Genomic DNA, 12,812 nt, shown 5'->3' on the forward strand with positions numbered 1-12,812 from the left:
CATATTTTTAATAGATAGGATAATTTTAGACAGATAATAATTGTGAAGTTATTGAGTGTTGATTTTTTTCCTGTGTGTATAAAATGGATCTGGTAATTAAAATAATTTTTTCTTAAATTTTTATTTTTTAAGTAATAAAAACAAATATTTTTTAAATTCATCTAATAAAAAAAGAATATTATTAAAGATTTTTTTATTTTTTTATTTGATCTATATTATCAATTAATTGTATGTGATTTATTTTTTCGATTAGTAGTTTAGGAAATGTTTTTTGTAAAAATTTCTTGAATTCTAAGTCATTAGTTATTTCCGCGTCATCATAGAATTTTAATTTGTTTTCAGCACTTGAATAATGTCCTTCTATTGCCATATCCTTTTTTTCTACAACAAACCCAATTGAGTCCCCCGTTTTAACTTCGTTAGCATTTAGAACTAGCATAATGTCATTAGTTAATTTATATTCCTTCAGGGCATCTGCATCATCAAGTTCAACTAATTCAGTGTCGTCTAAAATGTCTGGCCATTCAAAACTTTTTTTCATAGTATCAGTTTCCCTTTTATACTAATATTTTTGTAAACTTATAGTTAATAACATTTTTTGATAAACATTCTTTTTTAGGATATTATTCGAGAACTGATATTCAAAATAAAACTTATATTTTTTCCTTAAAAAGAGTAAGGAGTATTATAAAAAGTTTTATCTTTAATTTTAAATCAAAAATTATATATTGAAATTATTATCATAAATTATTATTAGTGTTTAAATAAAGACATTTGAAAAAAAACATGGTATTAACTAGAATTTAATAAATTGAATCCTATTACCATTCATTAAGAAACAAAATTCTATTGAGGTGGTTGCTCATGAAGAAAATGATTGATGAAAATAAATTGGATTTATCTAGAAAGGAATTCCAGCCGTGGAATGATGCTCTAGAAACTGTTAATAAATGTATAAACCAGGAAAATAATGAAGAATGTCTTTTAGCCGGACTTCAGAATTTATTAGATGAAACTAAGGCTGTAAAGAAAATTATTTCAAATAAATAAATATTTAATGAATCAAATCACAAATATGGAGTTCATCCACGTCTATATTAAAAAAATAGCATTTAGATGTTACAACTGCATTATTTGTAACGTCTATATTGTTATCAGATTGATTGCATTGTATACAATTGGGTTCTCCTTCATTTACTTTCCTAAAATTAACTTCTTCTAACTTAGGCTTATTGCTTGAGAACATATTAACACCAGTTATATAATATGATTTTATTTTAATAAACAATTTTTGATGTTAAATTGATTGGCCTATTAATACAAATATTAATTGTAAAAACAGAAATAATATTATTTTAAGTTTTTCCATCATCACTTTTTATCCAGGACTCATCAGTTCCTACTAGTTTCCATCAGCAGCTGTAAAGCAATTCTTACAAGAGCATATTATGATTCAAATAAAAACAGCCAAATCAATATTTAATTCAATAGAAAGTCATGGAAGATCAAAATATTTTATAATTAAAACTACAAATCAATATTAGGAGATTAAAAAAATGTTTATAAATCATGTTAAAATATTTTATACACAAGAAGACATTGAAGAATACCATACCACCAGTCCAGAGATTGCTAGAATTCAGTTTGATGAACATGGAAATGTTACCATAGATTATAAACAATTAGACGAACAAGGGCAAGAATACAGTAAATTCATCCCGGCCACCAGCTATAGGAATTTAAAATATACTAAAGAAGTCTTAGTTCCTAAATAATTATTTATCATACTTTTCTTTTAATTTTTCTTTTGAATTTATGAACTAATGCTAAGTGTATTTAATTTTCAGACCATATACCATAAAATATTTTAATTTTAATTTTCCAATCTGTAATAACAAAATAATAGAAACACTACTTATTAATCGAAAAAACTCATAAAATATATCAAAATTAGCCATTATTCATTTTATATATCATTTAAAAAAAAAAAAATGGGAAAAGGATTGTTTTGTTTACTTTCTTCGGGATATAACTGATCCACCAAGAACCATCAAAATTGCTAGTATTAATCCAACCAGGGGTACACCCGTATGTTGCATGGATACTGATTCTGAAGCAGCACTGACATTGTTTGTATTATTTTCTGCAGCTTCAATATGAACCGTTGCATTAACGATTTCAGGAGTTAATGTATTGTTTTCATTTTGAGCGGATATTCTTGCAGAGTTAATAATATCAGTACCGACTAAAGATTCTTGAGGGGTAACAAAGATTCTTAACACTGCGCTAGCTCCGTTTAATACAGTTCCAACGTTCCATATTCCAGTAACATGGTTATAGGTACCTTGACTAGCTGTATAACCATTAAAAGTTAAACCAGCAGGCAAAATATCAGTAACCTGAACACCAGTAGCAGAATGTGGGCCATGATTGATCACAGTTAATATATAACTGAACTGCTCACCAACAACAGCGTTTATAGTACTAGGTACTTTAGTTAAAACCACATTTGCAACTAAGGTTGTAGGAACAATCACAGCTGCATTAACAACTTGACCAGACATGGATGCATTGTTAATCACAGTTGTACCGTTTAATGGTGCGGTTGGAGTTACAAAGAGTTGTAACACTGCACTAGCACCACTTGCCAGAGTTCCAACATTCCATATTCCAGTACCACTATTATAGGTACCTTGACTAGCTGTATAACCATTAAAAGTTAAACCAGCAGGCAAAATATCATTTACCAGAACATCAGTTGCACTATCTAAACCATTATTAACCACATTTAGTGTATAACTGAACTGCTGATTAACGTTAGCTACCAGAGTACTGGCTGTTTTGGCTAAAATCACATCAGAAATCGGAGCTGATGGAATAACCACCGCTACACTAACAGTTTGGCCTGGAATTGTGGCATTGTTAATCACAGTTGTACCGTTTAGAGCTGCAGTTGGCGTAACCAGCAGTTGTAAAGCGGCATTGGCACCACTTGCCAGAGTTCCAACATTCCATATTCCAGTACCACTATTGTAGGTACCTTGACTAGCCGTATAACCATTAAAAGTTAAACCAGCAGGCAAAATATCAGTCACCTGAACACCAGTTGCACTGGTTAAACCATTATTAATCACAGTTAGAGTATAACTGAACTGTTGACCAACATTAGCTATCAGAGTACTGGCTATTTTGCTTAGTACTACGTTAGATGTAGGTGCGGTTGGAATTACTGTTGCATTAACTGTTTCGTTGGTGTTAATTAGGGTTACATTTTTAGTCACCGATGTGCCAATTACAGAGTTTGTAGGAGTTACAAACAATTGTAACACGGCACTAGCACCACTAGCCAGAGTTCCAACGTTCCATATTTCAGTAGCATAATTATAGGTACCTTGACTTGCCGTATAACCATTATAAGTTAAACCAGCAGGTATACCATCAATCAACTGAACATCTGTAGCAGCATCAGGACCATTATTAGTCACAATTATGGTGTAACTAAATGGCTGACCCACATTAGGTGCGAGATTACTGGCAGTAATGCTTACTCCCATAGTATATTCCAGCCAAGGAGCATCAATCACTGTACCACCGGAATTATACACGTCATCTGATGTTGGGCCTGAACTAGAACCCCACCAGTTACGAGCTGCATCTACGGTCGCATCATTAGCTAGAGAGCTAGTAGTAAATACATTACCAGTTTCAGTTAATATTGCAAGGTTGTAGATTTCGTCACCATCATTTACTGCACTGTTGTCTACCAGTGCATTGTCAGTTATGGTAGCTACTGCCAGATTATCTAATGCACTGTCAGTTAATGTATTATTCGTCACGGTCAATATTGCATTGTTAAAGAGCGCTCCACCATTATTCATTGCCATATTGTAGGCAATTGTGTTGAAGGTCGCGGTAACTGTAGCAACATTATGTATGATATAGTCTGTGTATGCGATTCCAGGTCCAAGTGAACTAAATGTGGCGTCATTACTAATGGCTCCACCATTATTTGCAGCAGAGTTACCCATAATAGCGCTATTGGTTACGGTTACGGTTCCACCATTATTTGCGGTTGCAGGGCCAGTGAGCGTACTACTATTAGATATGCTTATCACTGCATCGTTACTTATGGCTCCCCCATTATTTGTTACAGAGTTGCCTATAAGTGCACTGTCCGTTAAGGTTACTGTTCCACCATTATGTGTTAAAACAGTACGCGTGAGTGTAGAACTATTTGTTATGTTGAATATTGCATTGTTACTTATAGCTCCACCATTAAGTGCAGCGTTGCCTTGGAATATGCCATTGATTGCCGTTATTGTTCCACCATTATCAGTTACAGTACTGTCAGTGAGAGTACTACTTTGATCTAAATCTATAGTTCCATCATTATTGACTGCACCACCATTTTGAGTTGCCGTATTACCCGTAAATGTAGTGTTAAATACATTTATAGTTCCACCATTTTTGGTTATGGTGACACTCGTGAATGTACTACTGCCAGCCATTTGTATGGTTCCACCGTTGTAAATTGCTCCACCATTAAGTGCAGAATTACCAGTGAATACACTGTTTAATAAGCCCAAAGTTCCACCATTCTGTGTTAAAGTAACACTGGTGAGTGTACTGTTGCCTATATTAATGATTCCACCATTATAGATAGCACCACCATTTTGAGTTGCCGTGTTATCTGTAAATGTACTGTTATTTACAGTTAAAGATCCACCATTAAGTACTACTGTGATACTACCAATTGTGGTGTCCGTGTAGTTTATTATTCCACCGTTGTAGATAGCACCACCATACTGTGCCGTGTTATCATTAAATGCACAGTTGGTTACAGTTAAAGTTCCATTATTGTATATAGCACCACCTAAAGTTCCTTGCCCATTAATTAATATTAGATTTTTTAGACTGGCTGTTATGCCATCATTGATTAGAAATATTGTTCCGAAGTTACCACCATTTACTGTGGCATAGCCGTTGTTAAATACGTCGAAATTCAGATTTTTATCAATAACTAGTCCAAATTCATTAAAAATTGCACCCGCCTCAAGCATTATGGTGTCACCGCTTAAAGCATCAGCAATGGCCGCTGCGATGGTAGGATAAATATATCCTGCCGGATGTATTCCACGTGCAACAGGTACTCCCCCATTATATATCTGAGGGTCGGGTAATGTTAGATTGTTTTGAGAATTGGAATAGTTTGATGATTCATTTGTTGTGTTATTGTTGTTAGAGGGGGATTGTTCACTTGTCTGTGAATCCCCTGATTCTATATTAGAAGTTGTTGAATTGTTAGAAGGAATAATTGTACTATTAGATGTATCTTGAGCAGCTGCAATATCATTGACCGTGAATGAGAATACTAAGGCCAAAGTTAAAAGCAACACTGGAACTATGATTTTAGCTTTATTATATTTGGTAATGGAATTAAAATCATTTTTTTTGGTAATTGTTTTTGTTTTTTTTCTCAATTTTTCACCTCCTTTTAGTGATAATTTAGGGTATGAATATCTAAATTAAAAGTGAAGGGTGATGTTGAAAACAAATACTTTCAAAAAAAATTTTACAAAGAAGGTATTTAAAAAAAATGATTTGAAAGCACAATTTTTAGTGTTTATGTTGTAAAACATTAGAGTTCCATGAATGAATATTTCATATTCATACTCCTATATTATAATTAATACATTATTATCTATATATTTATCGATTTTTTAATCTTAATATTTAGGACATCATGAGTATATATAATTTTCTATTAAAATTTTGTATAAAATACATTAAATCCTTATTTTCTCCTACTATAATACAATTTTTCGTTTAAAATAATAAAATTATAAATAAAGTTATAAGAAGAATCAAATTCCTAAAAAAAAATAATTTTTAAAATTTAATTATTTACTTATCATGAAAAATTAATAAACATGGTAATTTCCAAAAAATTATGGAATATTATAAAATTTTAGAATCGTATATTCCACTTATCAGAAATTTTTGATAAAATGGAAATTTAATATAAAATATAATATAAATATTAAAATCAAAAATAAATTTGAAATAATCATGTTCCTTGCAGAGGAACTCTATTTTTTTATATTTTTAATGAGAAAAACCTGAAAATTTTCATGATTTTTAAAAAAATGAGAAATACACCTAAATGAGAGGCCAGGCCTATATGTAGTGGTCCATATTGGCCTTTTTTGATGTGTTTTATTTTGATAGAAATTTGATTATTTAAAGAATTTTAGCCAACTTCGTTATAGACTGATTTAACGAAGTTCAGTTTGATTATTTTCAACTTGAAATTTTAAAAAATTATAATTTCTATGGATCAAATTCATAAAATCTACTAATCCCGTATTGAATTTTTAAAAAATTATAAATTTCTTCTGATCAAAATTCATAAAACTTCCTGAACAAATTTTATTTTTAAAAAATTTCAATCTATTGAAGTTCAAAATATTTTTATTAATTAATATTCACTCTAATAAAATAAATAATAATAGGTTACTAGAATGCATTAATGAATTTACCATAAATAAATTTTCTAGAATTATAATAGGTTACTATAATACAATTCATGAATTTATCAGAATTATAATACCAATTAAATAAAATATAATCTCACCTTTATAAAATTATAATTTGTAATTGTTTTTTTAATGAGTTGTTATATTTTTATTAGTGTTGTATATGATAAACATTAAATTTATATGGAAGTATGATTAATATAAAAATGTAAAAAATTATTTAGATTCTGGGGGGATTAGGACGAGGCTAAAAATAAGCTTATCTACAAATGGAAATCAATTTAAAATTCCTTACAATTATAATCATATTATTTCTGCAATTATTTACAATAAAATAGCAGATCTGGATTTAGCCAGCCAGTTACATTCATCTAAAGACTATAAATTTTTTACTTTTTCTCAATTATTTTTATCAAATAGAAAAAATCTTCCTAATTACATGTTTTCCCAAAATGGAAAAATTAGTTTTTTTATCTCATCACCTAATGATCATTTAATTAAAAGCCTGGTAGAAGGATATTTAGAAGTCCCTCAAGTCAATTTTATGGGTCAAAAATTATTAGTGGATCAGGTTGAACTTTTAAAAAAGCCTGAAATCAAAACCAGAATGCAAATGCGTACCTTATCACCATTAGTAGCTCGTATTCAAAAAGAAGTTGAGGGTAAACTAAAAACCTGGGATTTAAATCCTAATGATCTTAAATTTTATGAAAATCTGCAAAACAATCTCTTAAATAAATATATCAAATTTTATGGAGATTATGATGGCGATACTTATGTTAAAATAGTTCCCCAACTCGATTCTATTAAAAGAAAACGAATAACAGTCCCTAAAAAAGGCTATGAAACCCATCACCGATGCTTTCTAATGAAATTCGAAATTGATGCCGATAAAAGATTAGTAGAGTTTGCCTATGATTGTGGATTGGGAGAAAAGAATAGTATGGGCTTTGGTATGGTTGATGTTAAAGTTGGAGGCAAATAATGAGTGAAATAATCTTTGATTTCACAGGAAATCCATTCGTAGATGCTGGAATTTGGGCTATTAGTCAATGGGTTGGTAAAAAACCTGAAGAAGTAAATAAAGATGATCTTAAAAGCATTGTTGATGAGATTGTAGATTTATATCTAACTCCAAAATGGTCAAAAAACTTGTATCAGATATTTCCAAATAATCCTATCACAAATAATGCGGTTAAAGATAAAAAAGAGAGATATTCCGGTATTTTAAATGAGTTAATTGAAGAAATTTCTTTTTTAGGTGATAATGGAGATTGTATTGCATGTGGAAGAAGAAATACTGCTCAAAGGTCTGGCAAAGATAGAGTTCCATTAACTGGATCTAAGAAATTAATTAATTATTTTTCTTTTGGATCAGATGGGGCGGATTATTGTCCAGCTTGCGCTTTTGCAATCCAATTTGTGCCCTTGATGTCCTATGCATGTGGAAATATGTTATTAATACATTCAGACTCCAAAAAAATCATGAAAATTTGGTCAAAAAATATTAAAAAGAACATTGATAATCAAATTTCTTCAAAAAATTATACTGGATGTCCAAATGAAGGATTTAAAAACCCTAAAAACGCAATTTTTCATATAATACAAGATATTATAATTAAATATGAAGAACGCGGATTTATTGAAAGCCCTTCACTATCATTTTATCATTTTACAAATTTCAATCAAGGCCCATCATTAGATATTTATTTAGTTCCAACTCCAGTTTTTAGATTTTTAGCATATGTACCTCAAGATGAAAAAAAAGAGGATTGGTTCAGAATAGTAAGACGAGGTTACCTGTATGTAAACTGGGACAAAGTTAAAGAAGAAAATGATTACAAAAACAGAGAAAACTCAGTTTATAATAATCTTTTAGAAAATAAATCGATAATTAGATTCTTTATTGATAGAAAAAACAAAGAAGCGATTGGAGGATGGGGATTAATAAGTTATTATCTGGAAGAGGTGCGAAAAATGGATGAAAAACGTATAGATGCTATAAAAAGAGTTGGAGATGAACTTTCAGATTACATTATGGAAATGGATGATATAAAAACTCTAAGTAGGCTTGAAATTGCCAAAGATTATAGAAGTTTCCGTAATATCTTGAGAATTATCATTAAAAAGAGAATCGAGAATGGTATTGAAAATCCTTTGTTCACATTTGAGGATTATGTAAATTATCTTTTCCCAGATGGCAATTTAACTTGGCGAGAAACCCAGGACTTGATTTTATTTAGAATTTATGAAAAATTACAACCTTGGATTATTCAACAAGGTAATCAAAGTGAATTAGAAACATTTGAACCAGAAGAAGCAAAAGAGGAGGAATAAAATGTCTAAAACAGTTGTAGGATTTATTTTAGTGGATGCACCACACTCTGCATTGAATAATGCTGGTGCTGATGCAGGAGACCGGACAGATAACATTGTCAGAGTTAAATCTATTAGAAGAGGGCGAAAAGTTTATCCTTATGTATCAGGCCAGGCATTAAGATACTGGTGGAGAGACACTTTAGAAAAGAAATATGATTGGAAAATGTCCCCCATCGAAAGGCAGAAAAAAATTGCTTTTACAAGTGCAAACCCTATAAAATATGATGATGATGATGTTTTTGGATATATGAGGGCTTTAAAGGCAAAAGAAGGTGGAACTGTAACCCGAATTTCTCCTCTAAAAAATTCTCCATTAATTTCAGTTATTGGGCAAACTCCAACTCAAGACTTTGGTGTTATGGCCCGTCATGAAGGAGATCCAGTTCCATACGAACATGAATTTTATTCCACTGTGCTTAAAGGACTATTTTCACTAGATTTAGATAGTTTAGGTGTATTTTATACCAATGAAAAAACAGGATACAGAAATATGTATCCTCAATTAGAAGAAGAAGCTGAAGAAAAAGGTCTTGTAAAAGATGAAGAAAGTGGCAAATGGTCTATGCCAAATGATACTCGAATAAAAAGAGCTAAAGATGTACTAAAAGCACTTCCATATATCCAAGGAGGGGCAAAACAGACTTCCCACTTAACAGATGTATCACCTAAATTCGTTATTCTAGCTGCTATTGATGGTGGTAACCATATCTTTATGAATATTACTAAAGAAGAAGATGGGGATGCAATTATTGATACTGAAGCCTTAAAAGATGTATTAATAGAATATTCGGACTGTTTACTAACCGATGTTTACATAGGTCGCAGAAAAGGATTCATGGATAACTTAGAACCCAACATAAATAAATTAACTGAAGAAATTTTAATTGGAAACAGAAAAATCAAATCAGGTTCTATTAAAGAAGCAGTAGATCAGTTTACAGATAAAATTGAAGAGCTGATGAAACCATGAAAGCACTAAGAATTCACATTGAAGGTTGGGTAACTTCTTTTAGATACCCAGCATTTATAAGTGGATTTCAGCCTACTTTGCCAGTGCCTCCTTTAAGTACGATTTATGGACTAATATCTGCTGCTAAAGGAGAATTAGTTACACCCGATGATTTATCAGTAGGTTATGTATTTAACCATCAAGGCAAGGCAGTTGATTTAGAAACTATATATGAATTATCTGATTTAAAAGGCAAATCTAATGTTATTAAAAGAGAATTTTTAGTAAATCCTGAAATTTATTTGTATTTAGATGATTTAAAATACTTGGAATACTTTAAAAGACCATTTTATCCTCTTTTGTTAGGACGTTCAACAGATTTGGTTACTGTGAGCGATATAAAAGAAGTTAACTTAGAAAAAAAATCAGATGTGAAATTAGGAAAAACAATATTACCTTTTGGAACAAGTGGAGCATTTGGCACGATTCAAGCCTTACCAACCCATTTCTCTGACACAATCCCACGTAAAGCACTTGGAACCAAGCCATTTATCTTGATGAATCAGCTTTTTGACTATGATGATGAATGCTATTTCGATGAAGAAATGGAATGGGGTGTTTGGTTACATGAATAATGATTTACATACAAATCTTTTAGCAAAACCAAATGAAACAATTTTAAATCATACTGAAAATGCCTTAAAAGTTTTTAAAAGCATTAAAGAGTCTTATCCAAATGTTCCTGAAATTTGTGGTGTTGAGGATTTTTGGGAACACCTTTTTTATTCTATTTTTTTACATGATTTCGGTAAAGGAGCGACTGGATTTCAAGAAATGTTGAATGATTATACTAAAACAGTTAGATGGAAATATAGGCATGAAATATTATCTGCAGGGTTTGTTTCTTCTCTCCATTATGACAAAATATATAAAAATGCAATAGGATTAGCGATAATTACTCATCATAAAGATATTAACGTTTTAAGAGAGCAATATAATACTTTTCCAAGCCCTACTGGAAAAAAATTATATGATAAAAAATTAAAGGAACTAAAACCTAATTTTCAAGAGCTAATTGAATATTTTGATCTTTTACCAGATTTAAGCCGACAATATTTAGGTTATGAATTAAAAAATTTTAGCTTAATTGATTTTAATGATTTAAAAGATGTTTATAAGGACTCTGCACTCCCATATTACATAGAATGGGAAGATGAAAAATACACAATTTTACATAAAAAATACGGGATTTTTTTAAGAGGATTTTTAAATGCTTGTGATCATTTAGCTTCTGGTTCAAAGTATAAAATTTTAGAAGGCATTGCAGATATGCAATCCATCTATAACTTCTCAAGTTTAAGAAAAATTCAAACTGAATCTATAAGCACTAAAGGAAGTGCTTTTCTTACTTCACCAACAGGAAGTGGTAAAACTGAAGCTTCTCTGTTTTGGAGTGACAGTAATCAAAATTTTAACCATTCCAAAAGAGTTTTTTATTTATTGCCATACACTGCAAGTATAAATGCCATGTATAACCGATTGCAGGAAGATTTCAAAAACAAAGAATTAGTTGGTTTAATGCATGGTAAATCTTCATATTTCATTTACAAAGCTCTTTCTGATTATGATTTTGATTATGAATCTAAGAAAAAGCTAATTCGAGATATAAAAGGATTAACAAAGAAAATTTACCGGCCTTATAAAGTTTTAACTCCATTTCAAATACTGAAATCGTTCTTTGGGACAAAAGGTTTTGAGATGCAGCTTTCTGAGATGACCAATGGTTTATTTATACTTGATGAAATTCATGCCTACGATGCTCATACTACTGCGCTAATTCTGGAAATCCTAAAAATATTAAAAACTGAATACCGAGCAGATTTATTTATTATGTCCGCTACACTCCCTAGTTTTATTAAAGAGTTATTTAAAGAATATTTAGATATTCCAAATGATATTGTTATTGGAAATGACGAATTAAGGTCGTTTACTAGACATAAAGTTAAAATAATAGATGGAACCATTTTTGATAACATTGATTCTATTATAAAAGATTTAAAAGCTAAAAAAAGAGTTTTAATCGTTTGTAATACTGTATTACAAGCTCAAAAAGTTTTTGATGAATTAAAATCTAAAGTTGAGCACAGTGCATTACTCCATAGCCGATTCATGTTAAGTGATCGAGAAAAAATTGAAAAAACTTTAGATAATCTACAGCTATTAGTTGGAACTCAAGCTATAGAAGTTTCTCTAGATATTAGTTATGATATTTTATATTCCGAACCTGCTCCAATTGATGCATTAATACAGAGATTTGGACGGGTAAATAGAAAAGGCTGGGAAAAAGGCAATCTAGCTATGGTCAATATATTTTCAAAAGGTTCTGACAAAGATAAATATATTTACAATCCAAGTCTAGTTGAAAAAACTATTAAAAGCTTTGAAGACATTGATATTCTTTCAGAAGATCTAATTCAAAAACTCGTGGATAAAGTATACGAAAATGGATATGATGAAAAGGATCAAAAAGAATTTAATACGGTTCAAAAACATTTTAAATCATTTCATAATCAAATAGTCCCATTTATCAATGATAAAAATAATGAAGTTCAGTTTTATTCTCTTTTTGAGTCTTATGAAGTAGTACCATTCAAATATAAGTTAGATTATATTGAAGAAATTGAAAATGGTCGTTACTATGAAGCAATGGGATATGTTTTGTCTATTAGTATAGGACAATTTAAAAAATTACAAAAAGAAAATAATGTGGAATTTGATGAAGAAACTTATTTCATAAATACGATTTATGATTCAAAAAAGGGTTTAATATTAGATTCAGAAGAAGATGGATTTATTTAAAAATATTTTGGTACAGTCAAAAAACAAAATCATCTTGAATTCATTAAATACTTTGAAAAACATAAATACTTTGAAAGCCATATATTCAA

Annotated in this window: 9 protein-coding genes; 7 read left to right on the forward strand and 2 right to left on the reverse strand. The window is 30.3% G+C overall.

Features of this window, described 5'->3' with window-relative positions; genetic code table 11:
- Positions 1–193: 193 nt before the first annotated feature.
- Complete coding sequence (locus tag Q7I96_00215; protein ID MDO9626032.1) at positions 194–541, reverse strand: hypothetical protein; 348 nt, start codon at positions 539–541, stop codon at positions 194–196.
- Positions 542–864: 323 nt separating this feature from the next.
- Between Q7I96_00215 and Q7I96_00220 the strand changes: the two genes are divergently transcribed.
- A complete protein-coding gene (locus tag Q7I96_00220) occupies positions 865–1,050 on the forward strand; it encodes a hypothetical protein (protein ID MDO9626033.1) in 186 nt (61 codons plus the stop codon).
- A gap of 506 nt (positions 1,051–1,556) precedes the next feature.
- A complete protein-coding gene (locus tag Q7I96_00225) occupies positions 1,557–1,775 on the forward strand; it encodes a hypothetical protein (protein MDO9626034.1) in 219 nt (72 codons plus the stop codon).
- Positions 1,776–2,012: 237 nt separating this feature from the next.
- Here the strand turns inward: Q7I96_00225 and Q7I96_00230 are convergent, their stop codons facing one another.
- Positions 2,013–5,480 (reverse strand): hypothetical protein, encoded by a 3,468-nt coding sequence (locus tag Q7I96_00230; protein ID MDO9626035.1) that lies wholly within the window; start codon positions 5,478–5,480, stop codon positions 2,013–2,015.
- A 1,399-nt stretch (positions 5,481–6,879) separates the two neighbouring features.
- Between Q7I96_00230 and cas6 the strand changes: the two genes are divergently transcribed.
- Genes cas6 through cas3 form a run of 5 tightly spaced genes read left to right on the forward strand, consistent with a single transcriptional unit; the run spans position 6,880 to position 12,723 of the window.
- The gene (gene cas6, locus Q7I96_00235; GenBank protein ID MDO9626036.1) at positions 6,880–7,521 is read left to right on the forward strand and encodes a CRISPR-associated endoribonuclease Cas6; all 642 of its coding nucleotides are present in this window, start codon (positions 6,880–6,882) and stop codon (positions 7,519–7,521) included.
- On the forward strand, positions 7,521–8,873 hold the full coding sequence (cas8a1, locus tag Q7I96_00240; protein MDO9626037.1) for a type I-B CRISPR-associated protein Cas8b1/Cst1: 1,353 nt from the start codon (positions 7,521–7,523) through the stop codon (positions 8,871–8,873). Before cas6 ends, cas8a1 begins: the two co-directional genes overlap by 1 nt.
- Before the next feature lies 1 nt (position 8,874).
- Positions 8,875–9,885 (forward strand): type I-B CRISPR-associated protein Cas7/Cst2/DevR, encoded by a 1,011-nt coding sequence (cas7i, locus tag Q7I96_00245; protein ID MDO9626038.1) that lies wholly within the window; start codon positions 8,875–8,877, stop codon positions 9,883–9,885.
- Entirely contained in the window at positions 9,882–10,499 is a 618-nt protein-coding gene (cas5b, locus tag Q7I96_00250; protein ID MDO9626039.1) for a type I-B CRISPR-associated protein Cas5b, read from the forward strand. Before cas7i ends, cas5b begins: the two co-directional genes overlap by 4 nt.
- Complete coding sequence (gene cas3, locus Q7I96_00255) at positions 10,492–12,723, forward strand: CRISPR-associated helicase Cas3' (protein MDO9626040.1); 2,232 nt, start codon at positions 10,492–10,494, stop codon at positions 12,721–12,723. The genes cas5b and cas3 overlap by 8 nt, the downstream gene beginning before the upstream one ends.
- Positions 12,724–12,812: the final 89 nt, after the last annotated feature.

Source organism: Methanobacteriaceae archaeon (assembly GCA_030656015.1).
Lineage (GTDB): Archaea > Methanobacteriota > Methanobacteria > Methanobacteriales > Methanobacteriaceae > UBA349.